We start from the raw sequence: 18,058 nt of genomic DNA on the forward strand, positions 1-18,058 counted from the left end.
TGGATGGAACAGGACAGGGAATGAAGATTCAAACGATTGCATTGTCATCGATGGTCGCGCTGCTGGCGGCCTGCGGCCAGGGGCCGGCACCGGACGCAGCACCGGTGGCCCCGGCACCGGCCACTGAAGCACCGGCCGCCACGGCCACGGTGGTCGAAAAGGAGCCGTCCATCGAAGACGGCGTGGACCCGTCGGTGTGGGACAACGAAGGCGAGCCGGAAGACCCCGGCGCCGGTGCGGAACTCACCTGCAAGGACAACCCCCTTGCGACCCATTTCTTCACCCTGGTGGGCGGCAACACCGTGGATGACTGCGGCGCCAAGGACCCGAAGGTGCTGGCCGCGTTCAACGCCTTGATGAAGAACACGGCGGCGGCAGAATCCGCCGACAAGGACATCCCCTCGCTGCGCGAACGCCTGTTGAGTGGTCCCAGCGGTCCGGGCGAGCTGCGGGTGCTGCAGGGCGAACCATGGTGGTTCTACACCGCCTGCCAGGCGCACGACTGCCCCGGCACCGCGCTGGCGATGCTGTACTCGCCCACGCAGTCGAAGATGGTCGGCCGCCTTACCGCGCGCTGCAAAGTGTGGTGGCTGGGTGAACCGAACGATGAGCAGCGTGCGCTGATCGAGAGTGAGCGGCCACTGGACGAAGCGATGCTGAAGGAAGAAGGCGATTCCTGCGAGTAAAGTGGGGCCCGCGGTAGCGCCGGGCCACGCCCGGCGGAACAGTCGGCAAAATTGCCCGTATCACTCTTCTGGCCGCATGCGCGCGCTGACCTGCGCGGTCAGCGACAGGCTGGCCATCATCAGGCCTTCCATCACGCGGGCGCCCACGTAATCCTCTGCCGGGCCGTTCTGGCGCACGCGCTCGGCAGCCAGCAGCAGTTCCAGCGCCACGCGCAGGCCCGCCAACGCACAGTCCGCAAACGTTCGTGATCTAACGGGTTTTCGAGGCCCGGCCACCCTTTTCCGGTGGCCCGCCATCTGTACTGCCGTTACTGCGCAACGCCAATCAGAAGAGTTGAAAACAGCGTTTGATCCAAGACGCTTTCAGCATTCTTGCATGCTGTTGAGGTACTGCAGATCGAGGCGGCGCAATGGCCTCAGCCGTTCGAGCAATCTGCGACACGGGTCGAACTTGGCATCCTGGCGCGCGGTGCAAGCAATGGGGTGAATGCGACAGAGTGAGCTCATCGAAGGCGCGGCCTGTGCCGTTCGTCCTGTTCTTCCATCGGGAAACGGGCTGCTAAGCTCCCGCTCATCGCCCTGCCGACTGGCCCCCTCGATGGCTTTCTGGACCCTCGTCTTCGCCATCGGCGCCGCACAGGCCGCGCTGCTGGCGTTGGCCCTCTGGCGAAGGCCGGTCAACGCCGGCGCCAACCGGGTGCTGGCGGTGTGGATCGCGCTGATCGGCATCGATCTGGCGGTGAAGTCGGTCTACTGGGACCCGTCGTACCCCACGGCCGGCAAGGCGCTCCGTTTCGTCGGCCTGTTCCCGTTCCTGTACGGCAGCCTGTTCTATGTCTATGTCAGGGTCCTGACCGAGGCGAGGGCCGCACGCTGGCGCGATGCTGTGCATCTTTCCGGATTCATCATCGTGCTGGCCCTGCATGCCGGCTTCTTCCTGCGTGGGCTGGTGCCGGCCGAGGGCATCCACGCGCGCCTGCTGACGGGCATTGGAGAACTGGAATGGATGCGGTTGAACATCGTGCTGTACGCGTACAGCCTTTCCTATGTGATTGCCGGTCTGCTGTGGGTCTGGCGTTACCGGCGTGGGCTGCTGCAACGACGTTCGGATGCGGATCGGATGTCGCTGCACTGGATCGACGCGATGGCGCTCTCGCAGATCGCCATCTGGTTCATTGCCACCCTGCAGTGGCTGGTCAGGATTCCCTGGATCGACTATCCGCTGATCTATGGCCTGGTTGCGGCGTGGGTTTTCCTGATGGGGTACTTCAGTCTTACCCAAGGGGCTGTGGTGGTGGAGTCCGTTCCGGAATCTGCGCCTGCAAGTCCTGACGTGGCACCGGCAGGCGACGACGCACGCTTCGCCGATGTCGAGGCGCGCCTGTCGCAGTTGATGACCGAGCACCAGCTGTACCGCGAACCGGCGCTCACGATCGGCCAGCTGGCCAAGCGTAGTGGCTATCCGGAGTATCTGGTGTCGGCGGTCATCAACCGCCGCTTTGGCGAGAATTTCTGGGAATACATCAACCGCCAGCGGATTGAAGCCGCCGTGGCCCATCTGGCCGATGGTGCGGACACCCGGACCATTCTCGATATCGCCTATGCCTGCGGCTTTACGTCGAAATCGACGTTCAACGCTGCGTTCAAGCGCCAGCTGGGTGAGACGCCCAGTGCCTTCCGCAAGCATCCGGTGCGCGAGGGTGCTGCGGCGTCATCGAACGCTGGAGAACACTCCGGCGTTTGACCGCCGCGGCCATCGCAACACCAGTTCGCAGACCGCCAGGTTGAAGAGCCAGCATCCCCAGGCGGCGACCAGATAGACCGGGGCGAAGGGCAGATGCAGCACGCCCAGGCCGATACCCAGGATCAGCCGGAATGTCACCGCCGACGCAGTGAGGGCGATGCTGCGCCACATCCACCGCCGGTGCCTGGCAAGGTTGCCGGTCAGCGCGTGGCCGACGCCGATACCGGTTGTGGCCAGCCACGCCAACGCGAGCAGGCCAAAGGCGATGCCGGTGGGAGCGCCCCCTTCGGCATGGAATGCCAGGGAGAAGCCGGCCAGCCCGGCAATCAGCACCCCACCCGTGTACAGGCCGCCACTCAACCGGTGCAGGCGGGGGACATGCCGTTGGATCCATCCGTTCATCTGCAACGGCGCCAGCAACAAGGCCAGCCCGCCGCCGAAGAGGTGGGCGGGGACGTCCAGGCCCGACGCCGCAAACTTCATCTGCAGCGGGTTGTCCACGTGTGGCTGGCCGTACAGCACGGTGAAGGCGTAGGCCGCCACGGCGGCGCAGAGCAGGGCGAAGACCAGCCCGGCCGTCCAGCGGGCGACCTTGGGAAAGCGGTGTGGCATCTTGGAACCTCGGTGTTGGCGGAGGTTCGAGCGTGGGTGCGACCTGCGGAAAAAGCGTCCGGATCGGCGGAGTCGTACCTGTACCGGCCGAGCCGGTGCGGCGCACGGGGTGCGATCAGGTTGCTTCAGCACGAGGGTAGCCCCGCTTGTCTGCCTGGTGGCCCGGCCCTAAGCTCCGCCGACGAGAGGGCAGGCAGGCGACGCACTCCGGGGTTTCCACAAGGATCAGCTGTCTGGCGAGGTGGACGTGGGAAGAACACTGGCATGCCCTCATTGCACGAAGCCCATCCCCCGCCATTGGCTGGGTGATCGGCAGTTCCATTGCATGCATTGCCGGGCCCCGGTCAGATTCCGCTGGCCGCTTCGCGCGGTGACCACTGTCATCAGCATTGCGCTGATGGTCCTGTTGGTCGTTCTTCTCCAACCGCTGTGGGCACCCTACGCCGCCTACAACGAAGCGGGCCGCCTCGACAGGGGGAGCCTGACCAACTTCGCGATCATGGCGGCACACATCTTCCCCGCGCTCATCATCGGTGAAGTGATCGTTCATCGTTTCGGCCTGTTGACGCTTGCCAGTCCCAACTGGCCGTTGCGCCTTTCCGTAGCAGACCGAAAGCTCATGCGAAGGTACGGCATATCAAGCAACGGCGAGTACTTCGCCGTTGACGAGCTTCACTTCGATTCACTGCAACGTGCCGTTGACCATGCTCGGGCGAACGAACGTCAACGGGATGGGTGAGTGACTGCGATGCGTCCGGCCGGACCACCTGATAGACCACCGCGGTGAGCGGAACTACGAAAGGTTGCAGGGCAGGTAGGCGGTCAACGTTCCCATCGACAGCTCAAGAACGAATGCGCCGTCTGGACTTGTGCAGACCAGCTCTTCCTTCCAGCGGGCTTTGAACTCGAAAACGGGCATGGGCACCTGATACGGGCGCTGGGCAGAACCGCGATGCGCAGTTCCCACGCAGTGGAGTGTACGCCCACCCTCACTTGGCAGCGTGCTGCGCGTCCACTGCGGCATCGCCCTGTGCTTCTGCGCGACTCTGCGCGAACTCCGGGAACGTTTTCGCGATCGAATCCTTGTCCGGCAGGATGTAGAACACACCGCCCTTCTCGAACGTGGACTGCACGATCTGCTCATAGAACGCGGGCGAGACATTGATGCAGCCGTGGGTGACGCGGTTGTCGTCCGGCGTCGGCGATGCCAACCGCTCGGCGCGTTTTTCCTTCGGGCTGCCCGGCGGCAGTGGGTGCAGCGAGACGGCCGAATCGTAGTCCACCCACAGCACGCGCCCGGCATCGTCGGAGGGACCGTAGCCGCCAATGAAGCGGCCTGCAGGCGTGGTGCGGTCGTGGCCAGGAATCGCGCTGAGCGCGAGCTTGGCCACGCCCGGTGCGGAATGATCGCCGATGGCCGAGCCGAACAGCGCCGGCGCAGCGCCACGCAGCTTGCCGTCGCCGCCGAAGACCAGAACCTGTGCCGCCGCCTTGTCCATCACCGCGAACGGATAGCCCTGGTTGTCCTTGCTTGCGACCACCCAGCCGGCCAGTGCAATCACCGTCTCGGACACGCTCTGGTCAGGCGGAAGTTCATCAACGGCAGCCGACGGTTGTGCAGGTGCATCCTTGTCCCTGGCGTTGGCTACGCCGCTGCACGCAAGGGCCAGCGCCATGGCCAGTGCGGCATGGAGGGCGCGGCGTGCAGGGGAGGGGGAGGTGCGAATGGGATGGCTCCTTGCAATGAGGCCCTGAAGTTGAAGGACACCCGTGACCCGCATTGGCCACGGGTGTCCGGTTTCAGGTATTCGTCAAACGATGAGGGAGTGATTACCCGCGCGGCTTGCGGCCGGCGGGCGCCCTTTCCAGCTGCTGTACGCGACCTTCGATCTGGTCCAGACGCTGGTTGGCCTGCTGTGCGGACTGGTTGGCCGATTCAGCGCTTTGAGCAGCGCCCTGGACCTTGACGTCGAGCTGATCGAGACGTGAGTTGATCGTTGCAAATTCGGTCTTGTAAGAGGCGCAAGCACCAAGGCTCACGGTGGCGATAAGCGCTACGGCAAGTGCGCGGGCCGTCTTCATGTGTTGCGGGTTCAGGTTCATTGCACTCCCTCCTTCGTCTGGGGAAGCTGGAATATAGCGGCGTTTGTTCCCGGCGCGATGAAGCGCTTTCAGCTGGAATTTGAATACGTGGATGAGCTGTGAAGTCTGCTTCTGACCCAGGATTAACAAGCGGGGCCAGGCAAGCTGATGCGCGCCGGCGGATCGCCTTGCGCCCGTTCAGAACTGCCAATTCATCAGTATGAAGCCGATGTCACAGTGCGAGGCTTCTGCGTGTTCATGCGCGGTGGAAACGTGGGTTGCCATTGCCCGGTGGATTGGCCGGTGCGGCTATTTCAACGCCGGCAGAGTGAAGCCGTCACCGTAGACAATGCCGACGAGGATCTGCAGGAAATCAGACGTCGGAATGCGCTCGCCATTGGTGGCGTATGCGATCGCCAGATCATCGGCGGGGTTGTAGATGACCCGCGAATGAGAGCCCAGTACGTCGCCACCGTGGCCAAGGAAGCGCTGCTCTCCGAACGCGAACTCGGCCAGTCCTTTTCCCCACCCCGCGCCGGTAGCGGGCGTCATCTGGTCGACGCTTTCCCTGCGCAGCAACCGGTTGTGGAACAGGGCGTTGATCAGGACATTCAGATCCTGCGTGGTGCTGGCGATGTCGCCCACACCGATCACGTTGGTGTACGCAATGTCCTTGATCTCGTTCCACTGCCCTGTGTATGCATAGGACTTGAAGGTGCTGGCGGCGTGCGACGGCGCTGCAGCGAAGTGCTTCAACCCCAGCGGCCCTGCAATCTGCTGCTCGACGATCGTCTGGTAGTTCGTTCCATAACGCTGTTCCAGGATCATCCGCAACAGCAGGTAGGCAGAGTTGGAGTAGGCCACGCGCGTACCCGGCTCGAACGCAGTGCCCTGCTTTCGGATCTCTTCGAGAATCCGCGCCTGGCTCACCTCGTCCACCACCCAGACCGAGCCATCCCTTATCGCGAAGTTGCCCAGGCCACTGGAATGTCCCAACAGATGGCCGATGGTGATCTGCTGCGCCGACGGCATGTCGGGGAAGACATCCGATAGATGATCGTCCAGGCTCAACCGCCCATCTTCGATCAGCTTGAACGCCAGGATGGCGGTGATCATCTTGGTGACGGAGGCGATCTGGTAGCGGGTGTTCTCGTCATGCACGACAGGTGGCAGGTTCCTCTGCCCGAAACTTCTCGTGTAGACCTCGTGCCCGCTCCTGAAGATGGACACGCTGCCGACGCCCGCATTGCTTTTTTCGACCTGATCGAGGAAGTCATCCAGCGCGCCTGCATTGACCTCAACTGCAGAAGGGCCCGCATTCGCTCCTTGGGCAAGCATCAACGTCGTGAGCAGCAGTAGAAGCAGGCAGGCCAGTTTCTTCATCATGCAACCCCGGTTGGAATGACGCGCACGCGGCGCAGACAGAGTTCCCTGAACGGGACCCATATTTATACACCAGTCAGTTCAATATTCAGGGTTGATTAGACCCTCTAACGGATAATTCACACCTGTCGACCGCCTCTTCTCTCTCCCCCTCCCGGGAGGCGGTCGACGAAACCAAAATAATTAAAGGTGTGTCCCGATGAACAAGAATTCGCTGCTCGCCCTGGGTCTTCTGGCTGCCCTGCCGTTCGCTGCATCGGCAACCGATGGCCTGTCGTACAACTACGTTGAAGGCGGCTACGTGAACACCGATGCCAAGGGCGGCGACGCCGACGGCTGGAAGGTGAAGGGTTCCGTGGCGGTGCACCCGAACTTCCACATCTTCGGCGACTACAGCGCGCAGGAGACCGACAAGTTCAAGAATGACGTCGACCAGTGGCGCATCGGCGCCGGCTACAACTACGGCATCGCACCGAACACCGACCTGGTGGCTCGTGTTGCGTACCAGAAGTTCGACATGAAGCGTGGCCTGGATTTCAACGGCTACTCCACTGAAGTCGGCGTGCGCACCGCGTTCAACCCGTACCTGGAAGGCTACGTGATGGCCGGTTACGAGGATTACTTCAAGAAGAACGGCGTGAACCCGGACGGCGAGTTCTACGGTCGCGTCGGCGCCACCGCCAAGTTCAACCAGAACTGGGGCCTGAGTGGCGAAGTGAAGCTGGCCAAGGCCGGCGACCGCGAGTGGTTCGTGGGCCCGCGCTTCACTTGGTAACAAACGCCTGTCGTTAGTGCGTGTTTTGCTGGCGTGTGACTCTCTCTCTCTCTCCCACACGCCAACCGAAGCCCGGCCTCGCGCCGGGCTTCACTTTTTTGGGCCGCGTGGCGCCACAATGCGCCATGGGCGACCCCTTCTCTCTCGCAGGTGCCGGCACGGCCTACCAGGAACATCTGGCGCCCGCGCCGCTGCGCGGCCACTTCGGCCAGCTCTGGCAGAGCCAGCTGGCTGCCGATGCCGGTGGCCACATCACCGTGCTGCCCGATGGCTGCGTGGACATCCTCTGGCGCGACGGCACGCTGCTCGTGGTCGGCCCGGACCGGGTGGCCGCGCATCCGGCGCTGGCGCCCGGCGCGCAGGTGCTGGGTGCGCGTTTCCGCCCAGGCCAGGCCTTGGCCGCACTGGGCCTGCCGCTGGCCGATATCGTTGGCCAGGCCGTGCCGCTGGTTGAGCTGAAGGCTGGGTGGGCTGTGCAAGCTGCCGGCTCCATTGGTGATACCGCACCGGCCGAACGCCTGCAGCGCATGGCGCAGTGCCTGCAGCAGCACATGGGCGCAGCACCGATCGACGCCCAGGCGCAGCGGGCGAACGTCCTGTTCCAGCAACTGGCCTCTGGCCAGGCAAGCCTGGACGCGTTGGCCGCACGCTTGAACCTCAGCCCGCGCAGCTTGCGGCGTTTCAGCCAGGCCCAGTTCGGCTACGGGGCCAAGACGCTGGAGCGGATCCTGCGGCTGCAGCGTTTCCTGCGCCACGGCCGCGCTGCACCGTTGCATTCGCTGGCGATGCTGGCCGCCGATGCGGGTTACGCCGACCAGTCGCATCTCAGCCGTGAGGCGCGCGAGCTTGCCGGCATGACCGCAGCCGAGCTGCGGTTGGAATGGGGGCAGTGATGGCCGTTTTGTTCAAGACCCGCAGGCTGCGGTGATCAATGCTGCGGGCTCCATCCACGGAGTTACGCCATGAGCCACACTGCCAACCCCGATGCCGAACGCCGCATCGACAACATCGAGTTCAACGTCGCCGATATCGCCCGCAGCAAGCGCTTCTACGCGGAGGTGTTCGGCTGGCGCTTTACCGACTATGGTCCGGCCTACACCGAGTTCAACGATGGCCGCCTGAAGGGCGGCTTCGCGGCGGATGCGCCGGTGCGTGCACCCGGTGGTGCGCTGGTGATCGTCTACTGTGCGGACCTGGCCGATGCCGAGCACCGCGTGGTCGCCGCCGGTGGCGAGGTGCTGCAGCCGGCGTTCGCGTTCCCGGGCGGTCGTCGTTTCCACTTCCGCGATCTGGATGGCTACGAGCTGGCGGTCTGGAGTGATGTGGGCTGAAACGTGCTGAAGCACGCCGTGGAGGGGGCATACTGGGGTCGAGCCAGGCAGAGTCCACCGCATGCTGACCCCCCTCTCCGCTTATGTGCAGCAGGCCGACGGCAGTACCGTACAGGTGGTGCTGCTGCACGCAGGCGTGCGTGTGGCGCTGCATGCACTCGGCTTCGAGGGGGAGGCGCCAACCCTGCGCGCCGAAGTGGGCGACGACGCCGGCAAAGCACGGCTGTTCGCCGCCCTGCGTGATCTTGGTGTAGCGTTCTCGGCCGGTCGCGAATGGAGCCCTGCCGAGGTATTTTCCTGGCTTCGCGACCGCGGCCTGCTTGAGGGTCCGTGTCTGCGTATCGCCTGGACCGATCCACAACAGTACGTTGTCTGCAGCGACCCGTGATGCGTCCTGGGTGATGCGGCCGTGGCGGACCGGCGTGCGATACGTTTCCGGCAGGATGCTCAAACGGAAGTGACATCGACCGCGTACTGAGAACCGCTCCGTCGCCGATCAGGGGGTTCGGCTATGATCGCCCGCACATCGCCACGCGCGATGCGTCCGCCTCAAGCCCGCAGGAACCGCCGTGAACTCCCAGCCCGCACCGATCACCGCCCTCAACCACACGCTCGACAACGAGCCGCAGCAGATCACGGCGCCGCTGACCCACTCGGCCGCGTTCCTGGTGCTGAAAGTGAAGGATGACGAGGCCTCGATCGCAAAGGCACGCGAGGTGCTGGCCAGCACCGACGACCTGATCAAGAACACCGCCATCCGCGAGATCGAGCGTACCTTCACCTGCAACGTGGCCATTGGCCACCGCGTATGGCAATCGCTGGTGGGCAGCACGCCGCCACGCGAACTGAAGCCGTTCCGTGAGATCAAGGGTGCCACCCACACCGCCGTATCTACTCCGGGTGACCTGCTGTACCACATCCGCGCGCGTACCATGGATCTGATCGTGGCGTTCGAGCGCAACCTGCTGATGGCCTTCGGCGATGCGGTGGAAACGGTCGACGATGTGGCAGGGTTCCGCTATTTCGATGGCCGCGATCTGCTCGATTTCGTCGACGGCACCGCCAATCCGGAAGGGCTGTCGCTGCCGGAGGCCACCCTCGTGGGTGATGAAGACCCGGAACACGCGGGCGGCAGCTACGTGGTGGTGCAGAAGTACCTGCACAACCTCGATGCCTGGCGCGCGCAGAAGACCGAAGCGCAGGAGGCGATCATCGGCCGCACCAAGCACGACAACATCGAGCTGGATGATGCACCGGCCGACGCACAGAAGTCGCACAAGACGCTATGCACCATCGAGGACGCCGATGGCGAGCACGAGATCCTGCGTGACAACATGCCGTTCGCCAACCCGGGCCGTGGCGAGTACGGTACCTACTTCATCGGCTATACGCGGCGCCTGTGGGTGATCGAGACGATGCTGGAGCGCATGTTCATCGGCAATCCCGCACCACTGCATGACCGCATCCTCGACTTTTCCACCGCCACCACCGGTGTGACTTTCTTCGCGCCGGCGCGCAAGGTGCTGGCCGACCTGGGCGACTGATCGTCCCCGGTTCGTAGCCGTAGCGTCGAGCTTGCCCGCCATCTGCCTGTCATCTACCGCGCCGACCATGTCGTGCTGGATGGAAATGCAGGAGGCGGGCGATGACCATGACCGGAAACAGGCGCGGCGCACGCCGCGGGTGGTGGCGGCTGGCCACCTTGTTCGGCGCGCTGGCACTGGGGAGCGCCAGCGTGTCCGCGCAGGAAGCGCCTGCGCATTGGATGGCCTATGCCGCCGCCGTGGGTGACCAGCTGCAGCAGCGCCTGCAACAGGAGCAGGATCCGCAGGCGCAGCGTGTGCTGGAGTGGCTGCAGGCGCATCCGGAGACGCCGACGCCGCTGCCGGTGAGCCTGTGGATCGCGGCGGACGGCCGTATCTCGAGATTGGAATTCGACAGTCTCGGTGACCGCCAGGTGGATGCGGATCTGCGCGCGACGCTGCAGTCCGCGCCGTTGCAGTCCGCACCACCGGCAGACATGCGCCAGCCGCTGCGCCTCGGCGTGGCCCTCACCCAGTAGATCCACGCCACGCGTGGATGAAGCGCACGGTTGCCCATCACAGCCACGCATGGCGTGGCTCTACTGCGTTGCCTCGTAGATGTCGGCCTTGGTCGCAGGCGCGCGCCAACCAAGGTTGGCGACTACCAGTAGATCCACGCCACGCGTGGATGAAGCGCACCGTTGCCCATCACAGCCACGCATGGCGTGGCTCTACTGCGTTGCCTGGTAGATGCCGACCTTGGTCGCAGGCGCGTGCCAACCAAGGTTGGCGACTACCCAGTAGATCCACGCCACGCGTGGATGAAGCGCACGGTTGCCCATCACAGCCACGCATGGCGTGGCTCTACTGCGTTGCCACCTGTGGTTCGCGCGCGGCTGCGCTCCACGCGCGCAGGCCAAACACGGCCAGACCCAGGAAGAACACGTACAGCGCCGCAGTCACATGCAGCGATTTGAACAGGTAGGCGCCCACATAGACCACGTCCACCGCAATCCATACCCACCAGCAGGCGACGTGGCGGCGCGCCTGCCACCACTGCCCGACCAGGCTCAGACCGGTCAGCAGGGCATCCAGCCACGGCAGGGCGGCGTCGGTGAAGCTGTGCATGACCGCACCCAGCGCCACGCCTCCGCACACGCCGATGGCCAGGTCGCGCAGCAGTTTGCCGCGTGCCAGTGGCACGATGCGGATGCTGCCTTCATCGGCAGCATGCTTGCGCCAGTTGATCCAGCCATAGACCAGGAAGCCGCCGAAGATCACCTGCAGCAGCGTGTCCGAGTACAGCTTGGCCTCGGCGAACACCAAACCGTACAGCGCCACCGACAGCAGGCCCACCGGCCACGCCGCCAGCCGGCGCCGGGCCATCAGCCAGACACCGAGAATGCTGCACAGTGCTGCGGTCCACTCCAGCATGACGCCGCTCACAGCGCGAACGTCACCGACAGGCGTGCCTGTCGCGGTGCGCCGGGGAACAGGTAGTAGTCACCGCCGCTGCTGCCGGTATCGCGCCAGTAGAAGCGGTTGAACACGTTGTCCACCGACAGGTTCCAGGTGACCGCACGTTCGTGCAGGCGATGCTGGAAGCGCAGGCCGGCATCGAACACCGAGTAGTCCGGTGCACGCACGCCGCCGTCGGCACGTGCGACGTTGGCACCGGCGTAGCGCCAGCCACCGGTCACATCCAGGCCCTGCACGAATGGCAGCGCGTAGGCGAGGTGCACGCTGGCGCGCACCTTGGGCACGTTCACCAGCTGATGACCTTCGTAGGCCGGCGTGCCGGTATCGCGCGCGCGCGCCTGCAGCACGCTGGCGCTGGCTACGATCTGCAGTGCGTCGGTCAGCTGGCCATTGGCGGTCAGCTCCAGGCCGGTATGGGTCTGGGTACCTTGCTCGACGAAGGTGTAGCCGACGTCGCTGTTGTCGGGCCTGGCGTACTGGTACGGCTGCGAAATGCGGAACACTGCCGCGCCCAGGGTCAGTGCTTCGACCGGCACGTACTTCACACCCACTTCCAGCTGCCGCGACTGCATCGACGGCAGGAAGGTATCGGCGTTGGAGGTCCAGAACGGTGCTTCCTGGCCCAGCGAAATGCCGCGCACGTAACTGGCGTAGGCGTTGAGCTGGTCGGTGGCCTTCCACACCAGCGCGGTCTGCGGCAGGAAGCGCGACAGGCGGCTGTGGCGCTGCGGCGTGCCGCGCTTGTCATAGGCGCGCTCGTCCAGGCGCACGAAGCGGCCACCGGCCAGCCACTGCCAGTCATCGCCGAAGCTCATCCGGTCCAGTGCGAAGAACGCGGTCTGGCGGCTGTCCAGGCGACGTGCGGACGGGCCGGGCATCTTCGGCGATGGTTCGAACACCGGCACCTGCGCGTCGTGGATGTTGCTGGTGCCCACGTACTCGTTGACGCTGGGGCGCTTGTCCACGGTGCGGCGGAAGTAGTCGGCACCGATGCTCAGCTGATGGCCGACGCTGCCGGTTTCGAAGCGACCACGCAGTTCGGCACGGGCCTGCTGGTTGCGGCGGGTGTCGTCCGGGCTGCGGTAGTCGTAGATGTCGTAGTCGCCGTTGGGCGCGAAGTAGTTGCCCGGCACGCTGCCATCGGCGCACTGCGCGGCGTAGTAGCAGCCGTAGGCGAAGGCGACGTTGTCATCGATCACCGAACGGCTGTGGCCCACCGAAACGCGCGACTGCCAGGCCTCGTTGAAGTCGTAGGTGTGCAGCGCGGTGATGTTGGTGCTGGCGATGTCCACCGGGCGCTGCCACGGCTGGTAGCCAAGCAGATGCTCGCGGTCGATGCCGCGCGGCAGCTCACGGGCGCCCAGCAGCTGATAGCCGGATACCGAGCGCTGCGAACTGGTCTGGTAGTTGGCATCCACTTCCAGCTTGCCGCGCTCGCCGATCAGCCAGTCCGCCGCCAGCGAATAGAAGTTGCGGCGGCCATCGGCATGTTCCACGTAGGAATCGCTGGAATCCCAAGCGGCGTTCAGGCGCAGGCCGAAGCGCGGGGTGATCCAGTGGCCGACGTCGACGGCGACGTAGCGCGAGCCTTCCGAATCGGTGCCGAGCGTAGCGGTGCGTACTTCGGCAGGGCGCTTGCCGATGTAGTTGATGATGCCGCCCGGCGCCATCACGCCGGCAGCCAGGCCGGCTTCGCCTTTGAGGATCTCCACAGACTGCACGTTCTCCAGCGCCAGGCGCTGTTCGCCGGCGATGGACAGCCCGTTGAAACGGTAGCCAGTGGCCGCATCCAGCGCGAAGCCACGGATGGCGATGTTCTGGTAATAGCCCACCGGCGCGTAGGCATCGCCCAGCGAAGCGTCGTTGCTGGCCAGTTCGGACAGCGAACGCACCTGGCGGCGGTCGAGGTAGTCGCGCTCGAGCACGTTTACCGAGGCCGGCGTGTCCTTCCAGCTGCCGCCACCGAAGGCGTTGACGCGCGAGGTATCGGCGGCCGGTTTGCCAGCTTGCACGCGCACGGCGGCCAGCTCGGTCGGCGAGCGTTCGGTGCCGGTGGCGGCCGCATCGGGGGACGCATCGGCCTCGCTGGCGTGCAGTGGCAACGCGGCGCAGAGGGCGAGGGAGAGCAGGGTGGGGCGCAGGCAGCGGTTCATTCGATTCGTCTTCGGACAACAAGGGAGACGAAGCGACGGCGCGCAGGTGCACCGGCCCATGACGGGGGTGTGGCTGCGGCTCAAAGCTCCCTACGCCGGTGCAAACCGGATCAGGTTCCAAGGGACTCTCTCAGCCTGGCAGATCCAGGCACCCCCGCTTCAGGTGACCATTTCACTACAAATGGTACGGATTTGCGAGCGCCACCCGGGGTCGGATCCCTTTCCCCAGGAAAGGGATCCGACCCCCAATCGGCCATCTCATCGACGCATGGCCTCGATCTACCGGGGAGGTGCGTGGTCCCGGGGGCCAGGGCTCACGCGGCGGCGCGCAGCGCCTGCAACAGCGCCTGTCCGGGTGCGGTGTTGAACCAGGCCGCATGGCCCAGCATGAAGGGCTGCCAGGCCACGTCGGCGTTGACGGTCGAGCCGGTGATGCCTTCGAAGTACTCCACTTCGGACAGTGCGAAGTCGAAATGGACCATCGGCAGCAGATCGGCCAGCAGCTGAACGCGCGCGGGCGACAGCGGCAGCACCTGCCGGTAGCCGTCGAGCAGGGCCAGGGCGATATCGATGCGTACCGCCTCCGTGCCGCGTTCCAGTTCCAGCCACGCCACCGCGTTGCGCTCGATCGCGGTGGCCAGGTCGAACAGTGCGCTGGTGGGCGAGGCCAGCCCGAAATCCAGTACGGTGCTGACCTGGCCGTCGCGCCACAACAGGTTGGAGACATGCCAATCGTTGTGCGCCCATAGCCGTGGCTCGTCGCGCAGGCGCTCGGCCAGGTTGCCGTGCCAGGGCAGTACGTCGCGGCGCAGCTGCGCTTCCCAGGGGATGCGTGCGAGGTAGCGGGCCAGTCCCGGGCGTTCGTGCAGACTGGCCTTGATCGCCGCGGTCGGATCTTCGGCGCGGATCAGATCATCGCGTGCGACCAGCAGATGGGTACTGCGCTGCGGCGCCCGGTAGCTGGAGGCGGCGCGGTGCAGCTGCGCAAGCGTGCGCCCGGCTTCACGCGCCGCAGCGACATCGGTCAGCAGCGTCCACGACACCGCATCGCGGTACAGGTCATCGCCCACGCCCAGCGCGTGCAGTTCAAACGTCCATTCGCCGTGCTCGACAGCGGTGTGCCCATCGGTCGCCGGAAGCACCTGCACCACCGGCACGCCGCCCGTGGCGAGATGGGCGATGAAGCGGTGCTCTTCTTCAAGACAGGGGCCACTGCGAACGCTGTGATGGTGGCGCTTGATGAACACCGGTCCGTGCGTGCCACTGACGATCGCGGCGGCCGACAGCGGGCGCGGGCTGTGCCAACGCGGTTGGCTGCGTGCATCCAGCTGCGGGTAGCGCTGGCGCAGCCAGGCGATGTCCGCTGTGCTGATCGGTGGCCAGTCGGCAGCGACCTCGTCGTTGTTGAGGCCCTGCACGCGGTGGGTAGAGGAAGTCATGCCGCAGCCCATGAGGAAAGAATCACGTCCAAGGCTGCGCATTCAACGTCATGGCTGCCGCCAACGCAAACGGGCGGGTCATCGACCCGCCCGTCGTTACGCCGTCAGTGGCGCTGCGCCCCGCCGGCTTACCAGCCGCGATGGCGGCCGCGGTCGTTGTAGTAGCGATTGTCGTAGTAGCGCTCACGCTGCCAGCGACGGTCGTCACCGCGATCGTAGTAGCCGCTGCGGTAGTAGCCACGATCGTAGCGGCGGTCGTAGCGGTTGTCGTAGTACCGATTGTCGTAATAGCGGCGGTCGCGACGGTCGGACGTGGTCAGGTTGCCGATCGCACCGCCGGCCACAGCGCCACCGACGGTCGCTGCTGGATCGCCGTTGGAGAGCAGGTTGCCGGCCACGCCACCGACCACGGCGCCAACCAGGGTGCGCTTGTCCTTCCTCGACATCGCGCTGGCATCGCTGACCACAGCGACACCGGCCACCAGGGCCAGTGCCATCGCCAGACCACGGAAGCTGAGTGCGGAAGTACTGAGCATGTTCGGTTCTCCTGTGAGGTGCATGCCACGCTGGGCAGGGAGGGCGCACGGCGCCCCGGCTGCCGTGGAGACCACGCTGGCGTTCCAACATTGCCGGAACATTGCCTGGCCTACCGGGCGGCTTGCGCATTCATCTAGCGGCAGGCGGCATGAAGCAAGGCTGAAAGCGGCCCCGGCCGCTCAGCTGCCAGAAAGGGAAAGGGCCGCGCGTGGCGCGGCCCCTCCCGGCGCTGCAAGGCGCTGTGGGCTCAGACGCCCATCGCCTTCTGCGCCTGGCGCGCCTGCTCCTGTTGCGCGTCCTGCTGCGGTTGCAGCACGTTCGGCGCGCCCTGCACCGCGCCGCTGCTGAGCGCCATGCTCTGCTCAGTGGCCGCCCGGGTCTCGACCGCCACGCGGGCCGCAGCCGGGTCACCGATCGTGCCCTGCACGGCGAACAGGCGCTCTCCGTTCGGGCTGGGCACCACCGAGTCGATGCGCTGAAGGCCGGCGGCGTGGGCATCCCGGGTCAGGGCGGCAGCGGCGCTTTCCAGTGCGTGGCGGTCCTTGAAGGTGCCGGCCGGCAGCCGCTCCAGGCCTTCGGTGGCCTGCAGGTACATCGGGTTGCGCGGATGCCGCTCATCGTTCAGCAGCGGGCGCTCGCGGGCCTCCTTGATGGCTTCCAGCGTCTTTGCGCCGACGATGCCGTCGGCGACCAGGCCGTTGTCCTTCTGCAGCTGGCGCACCGCCGCGTCGGTGTTGCGGCCGAAGCGGCCGTCCTCGACCAGCGGCTTGCCGTCGGCACCGACGTAGCCCAGGTGGCCCAGCTGTTCCTGCACCGTGCGCACGCCTTCGCTGTGCGCGCCCTGCTTGTACGGCCCGGCGTGAGGAGTGGCGGCGGCCTTGTGCTCGGCGGTCTTGCCCTGGGTCTGCTCGTGCGCCGGCGTGCGGTTCTCCAGCAGGTCACGGGCCTTGGACAACGGGTCCGACGCGAACAGCTTCCAGTTCGGGTGGTCCTTCACCTGCTTGAGGTAGTCCTCGATCGGCATCGTGTGCACGCCCTTGCTGCCGGTGGACTGGCTGATCAGCAATTTGTCGGTGTTCGGGTCGCGCACCACCATCACGATGTGGTCGATGCCCTTCCAGTGCTCATGGCGGGTCTGGGCCGTATCCAGGCCGATGACCATGCCCTCCTTCAGCGCACCGGGCTTGAGAATGGCGTCGCGCTCGAGCAGTACGCCGGATTGTTCGACGGCCTTGTGCACGATGCCGCCGGAACCGAGGTTGCCCAGGTCGATGCGGTCGGCCTTGCTGAAGACAGCGTGCCCGGCCTTCTGGTTGATCTCGTCCATGGTCCGGTTCTGCAGGGTGCCCACCCAGCCGGAACAATCGATGTAGCCCTGGTCTACATTCTTGCCGGTCTTGCCTGGCACATACAGGGCGTGGCCCGGGATGTTGATGGCGTACTTGACGTCGTCGTACTCCACGCCCGCCGCGTAGGCCGCCTGCAGCGTGATGCCCGGCTTCGGCGTGGTGGCGGCCGTCGCCGTCGCCGCGAGCGTGGCAGCACCGGCACCGACCGCAGCGGTCTGCGCCGGCGTCGCCGGAGCCGGGGTCTGGCCCGAAGCAACTGTCTGCGGTGCGATGTGCTTTTCCGGGATGCTGATCGCCGCGTACTTGTGGACGTAGTAGCTGGAGAACGTGCGCGCCAGGTCGCCGTCGTTCATGCCGCGCATCTCGGCCAACGTGTGGCCAGTCAGCGCCTTGGCATCCGAACCGATCTGGTTGAGCACGTTGCGGCGCATGTTGATTTCTTCGCCGTCGCCGTTGCGCACCACGCCGAAGGTGCCGGTGGCGATCGCGGTCTGCACCGAACCGTAACCGGCGCTGCCCTGCTGGTGGGCCAGGTACAGATCCAGGCCGGTCGGGGAGGTATTGCCGGACAGGTACGGATGGCCGGTGCGCTCGTTGCGGCGCGCCATCGAGTCCAGGTTGTCCTGGTACATCTGCGCGGCCGCTTCGGTGTTGCGGGTCGGGTCGAATTCGTGGCCCGTCAGATGGTACTGGCGGGCCGAGCCGGGCACGAACTGGAACAGGCCCTTGGCCCCGCTCGAGGTGTTGTGGGCGCGCTCGTTGAAGGTGCCACCGGTCTCGATGTGCGCGAAGCGCATGAAGTCATCGACGGGGATGTGCTTCTGTCTGGCGACCTGCTCGACGATGTCCAGAACTTCCTTTCTGCTGTAGTCATGCTGTGCCATGACGTTTTCCTCGGGGTTGATGGAGCGGCCGATGCCGCGAATCGCCAACCGGACTCATCCGTGAGTCAAGAACATGTCGGT

At 65.5% G+C, this 18,058-nt stretch carries 19 protein-coding genes and 1 riboswitch; of the genes, 9 read left to right on the top strand and 10 right to left on the bottom strand.

Annotation, left to right across the window (positions count from 1 at the left end; translation table 11 throughout):
* Positions 1–20: 20 nt before the first annotated feature.
* Positions 21–686: an Ivy family c-type lysozyme inhibitor gene (locus tag ABH900_RS11960; protein WP_429623064.1), complete on the top strand. Its 666-nt coding sequence runs from the start codon at positions 21–23 to the stop codon at positions 684–686.
* A gap of 60 nt (positions 687–746) precedes the next feature.
* Here the strand turns inward: ABH900_RS11960 and ABH900_RS11965 are convergent, their stop codons facing one another.
* The gene (locus ABH900_RS11965) at positions 747–911 is read right to left on the bottom strand and encodes a hypothetical protein (RefSeq protein ID WP_429623135.1); all 165 of its coding nucleotides are present in this window, start codon (positions 909–911) and stop codon (positions 747–749) included.
* A gap of 373 nt (positions 912–1,284) precedes the next feature.
* Here ABH900_RS11965 and ABH900_RS11970 point away from each other — a divergent pair, with 373 nt between their 5' ends.
* On the top strand, positions 1,285–2,430 hold the full coding sequence (locus ABH900_RS11970; protein ID WP_429623068.1) for a helix-turn-helix domain-containing protein: 1,146 nt from the start codon (positions 1,285–1,287) through the stop codon (positions 2,428–2,430).
* Here ABH900_RS11970 and ABH900_RS11975 read toward each other — a convergent pair.
* Positions 2,398–3,042: a DUF2306 domain-containing protein gene (locus tag ABH900_RS11975; protein ID WP_429623071.1), complete on the bottom strand. Its 645-nt coding sequence runs from the start codon at positions 3,040–3,042 to the stop codon at positions 2,398–2,400. The two genes, ABH900_RS11970 and ABH900_RS11975, sit on opposite strands and share 33 nt — an antisense overlap.
* A gap of 370 nt (positions 3,043–3,412) precedes the next feature.
* Here ABH900_RS11975 and ABH900_RS11980 point away from each other — a divergent pair, with 370 nt between their 5' ends.
* A complete protein-coding gene (locus ABH900_RS11980; RefSeq protein ID WP_429623072.1) occupies positions 3,413–3,781 on the top strand; it encodes a hypothetical protein in 369 nt (122 codons plus the stop codon).
* Between the two features lie 250 nt (positions 3,782–4,031).
* Here ABH900_RS11980 and ABH900_RS11985 read toward each other — a convergent pair whose 3' ends face one another.
* The 3 genes from ABH900_RS11985 to ABH900_RS11995 form a co-directional block, all read right to left on the bottom strand.
* The gene (locus ABH900_RS11985; RefSeq protein WP_429623074.1) at positions 4,032–4,718 is read right to left on the bottom strand and encodes a hypothetical protein; all 687 of its coding nucleotides are present in this window, start codon (positions 4,716–4,718) and stop codon (positions 4,032–4,034) included.
* 154 nt (positions 4,719–4,872) lie between these two features.
* Entirely contained in the window at positions 4,873–5,145 is a 273-nt protein-coding gene (locus ABH900_RS11990; RefSeq protein ID WP_429623076.1) for a hypothetical protein, read from the bottom strand.
* Positions 5,146–5,433: 288 nt separating this feature from the next.
* Positions 5,434–6,507, bottom strand: a complete 1,074-nt coding sequence (locus tag ABH900_RS11995) for a serine hydrolase domain-containing protein (RefSeq protein WP_429623078.1) — start codon at positions 6,505–6,507, stop codon at positions 5,434–5,436.
* A gap of 199 nt (positions 6,508–6,706) precedes the next feature.
* On the opposite strand from ABH900_RS11995, the gene ABH900_RS12000 reads away from it, so the two are divergent.
* The 6 genes from ABH900_RS12000 to ABH900_RS12025 all read left to right on the top strand — a co-directional run bounded on the left by ABH900_RS12000 (position 6,707) and on the right by ABH900_RS12025 (position 10,675).
* A complete protein-coding gene (locus ABH900_RS12000; RefSeq protein WP_429623079.1) occupies positions 6,707–7,282 on the top strand; it encodes an Ax21 family protein in 576 nt (191 codons plus the stop codon).
* A gap of 125 nt (positions 7,283–7,407) precedes the next feature.
* The gene (locus ABH900_RS12005) at positions 7,408–8,175 is read left to right on the top strand and encodes a helix-turn-helix domain-containing protein (protein WP_429623081.1); all 768 of its coding nucleotides are present in this window, start codon (positions 7,408–7,410) and stop codon (positions 8,173–8,175) included.
* A 69-nt stretch (positions 8,176–8,244) separates the two neighbouring features.
* On the top strand, positions 8,245–8,613 hold the full coding sequence (locus ABH900_RS12010; protein WP_429623082.1) for a VOC family protein: 369 nt from the start codon (positions 8,245–8,247) through the stop codon (positions 8,611–8,613).
* A 61-nt stretch (positions 8,614–8,674) separates the two neighbouring features.
* Positions 8,675–9,001 (top strand): hypothetical protein, encoded by a 327-nt coding sequence (locus tag ABH900_RS12015; protein WP_429623084.1) that lies wholly within the window; start codon positions 8,675–8,677, stop codon positions 8,999–9,001.
* Positions 9,002–9,182: 181 nt separating this feature from the next.
* Positions 9,183–10,157 carry a Dyp-type peroxidase gene (locus ABH900_RS12020; protein WP_429623086.1) on the top strand — a complete coding sequence of 325 codons (975 nt, stop codon included), beginning with the start codon at positions 9,183–9,185 and terminating at the stop codon, positions 10,155–10,157.
* A 101-nt stretch (positions 10,158–10,258) separates the two neighbouring features.
* Complete coding sequence (locus tag ABH900_RS12025) at positions 10,259–10,675, top strand: hypothetical protein (protein WP_429623088.1); 417 nt, start codon at positions 10,259–10,261, stop codon at positions 10,673–10,675.
* Positions 10,676–11,000: 325 nt separating this feature from the next.
* On the opposite strand, the gene pnuC is transcribed toward ABH900_RS12025, so the two are convergent.
* The 5 genes from pnuC to ABH900_RS12050 all read right to left on the bottom strand — a co-directional run bounded on the left by pnuC (position 11,001) and on the right by ABH900_RS12050 (position 17,977).
* Positions 11,001–11,570 carry a nicotinamide riboside transporter PnuC gene (pnuC, locus tag ABH900_RS12030; RefSeq protein ID WP_429623090.1) on the bottom strand — a complete coding sequence of 190 codons (570 nt, stop codon included), beginning with the start codon at positions 11,568–11,570 and terminating at the stop codon, positions 11,001–11,003.
* An 8-nt stretch (positions 11,571–11,578) separates the two neighbouring features.
* Positions 11,579–13,768, bottom strand: coding sequence for a TonB-dependent receptor (locus tag ABH900_RS12035; RefSeq protein WP_429623092.1), 2,190 nt, complete (start codon positions 13,766–13,768; stop codon positions 11,579–11,581).
* A 70-nt stretch (positions 13,769–13,838) separates the two neighbouring features.
* A riboswitch (TPP riboswitch) is annotated at positions 13,839–13,934 on the bottom strand.
* A gap of 148 nt (positions 13,935–14,082) precedes the next feature.
* Positions 14,083–15,207: a phosphotransferase enzyme family protein gene (locus ABH900_RS12040; RefSeq protein WP_429623094.1), complete on the bottom strand. Its 1,125-nt coding sequence runs from the start codon at positions 15,205–15,207 to the stop codon at positions 14,083–14,085.
* 128 nt (positions 15,208–15,335) lie between these two features.
* Entirely contained in the window at positions 15,336–15,743 is a 408-nt protein-coding gene (locus ABH900_RS12045; RefSeq protein WP_101764691.1) for a glycine zipper 2TM domain-containing protein, read from the bottom strand.
* Positions 15,744–15,991: 248 nt separating this feature from the next.
* Entirely contained in the window at positions 15,992–17,977 is a 1,986-nt protein-coding gene (locus ABH900_RS12050) for an XVIPCD domain-containing protein (protein WP_429623096.1), read from the bottom strand.
* Between the last annotated feature and the right edge of the window lie 81 nt (positions 17,978–18,058).

Source organism: Stenotrophomonas sp. AN71 (genome assembly GCF_050435725.1).
Taxonomy (GTDB): Bacteria; Pseudomonadota; Gammaproteobacteria; order Xanthomonadales; family Xanthomonadaceae; genus Stenotrophomonas.

What these genes read in the sequence shown, in the direction of transcription:
- ABH900_RS12005 (WP_429623081.1), top strand. Translation starts at nt 7,408, where the DNA reads ATGGGCGACCCCTTCTCTCTCGCAGGTGCCGGCACGGCCTACCAGGAA.
- ABH900_RS12015 (WP_429623084.1), top strand. Translation starts at nt 8,675, where the DNA reads ATGCTGACCCCCCTCTCCGCTTATGTGCAGCAGGCCGACGGCAGTACC.
- ABH900_RS12040 (WP_429623094.1), bottom strand. Translation starts at nt 15,207, where the DNA reads ATGACTTCCTCTACCCACCGCGTGCAGGGCCTCAACAACGACGAGGTC.
- ABH900_RS12035 (WP_429623092.1), bottom strand. Translation starts at nt 13,768, where the DNA reads ATGAACCGCTGCCTGCGCCCCACCCTGCTCTCCCTCGCCCTCTGCGCC.
- ABH900_RS12025 (WP_429623088.1), top strand. Translation starts at nt 10,259, where the DNA reads ATGACCATGACCGGAAACAGGCGCGGCGCACGCCGCGGGTGGTGGCGG.
- ABH900_RS11970 (WP_429623068.1), top strand. Translation starts at nt 1,285, where the DNA reads ATGGCTTTCTGGACCCTCGTCTTCGCCATCGGCGCCGCACAGGCCGCG.
- ABH900_RS11985 (WP_429623074.1), bottom strand. Translation starts at nt 4,718, where the DNA reads ATGGCGCTGGCCCTTGCGTGCAGCGGCGTAGCCAACGCCAGGGACAAG.
- ABH900_RS11960 (WP_429623064.1), top strand. Translation starts at nt 21, where the DNA reads ATGAAGATTCAAACGATTGCATTGTCATCGATGGTCGCGCTGCTGGCG.
- ABH900_RS12010 (WP_429623082.1), top strand. Translation starts at nt 8,245, where the DNA reads ATGAGCCACACTGCCAACCCCGATGCCGAACGCCGCATCGACAACATC.
- pnuC (WP_429623090.1), bottom strand. Translation starts at nt 11,570, where the DNA reads ATGCTGGAGTGGACCGCAGCACTGTGCAGCATTCTCGGTGTCTGGCTG.
- ABH900_RS11990 (WP_429623076.1), bottom strand. Translation starts at nt 5,145, where the DNA reads ATGAACCTGAACCCGCAACACATGAAGACGGCCCGCGCACTTGCCGTA.
- ABH900_RS12050 (WP_429623096.1), bottom strand. Translation starts at nt 17,977, where the DNA reads ATGGCACAGCATGACTACAGCAGAAAGGAAGTTCTGGACATCGTCGAG.
- ABH900_RS11975 (WP_429623071.1), bottom strand. Translation starts at nt 3,042, where the DNA reads ATGCCACACCGCTTTCCCAAGGTCGCCCGCTGGACGGCCGGGCTGGTC.
- ABH900_RS11995 (WP_429623078.1), bottom strand. Translation starts at nt 6,507, where the DNA reads ATGAAGAAACTGGCCTGCCTGCTTCTACTGCTGCTCACGACGTTGATG.
- ABH900_RS12000 (WP_429623079.1), top strand. Translation starts at nt 6,707, where the DNA reads ATGAACAAGAATTCGCTGCTCGCCCTGGGTCTTCTGGCTGCCCTGCCG.
- ABH900_RS12045 (WP_101764691.1), bottom strand. Translation starts at nt 15,743, where the DNA reads ATGCTCAGTACTTCCGCACTCAGCTTCCGTGGTCTGGCGATGGCACTG.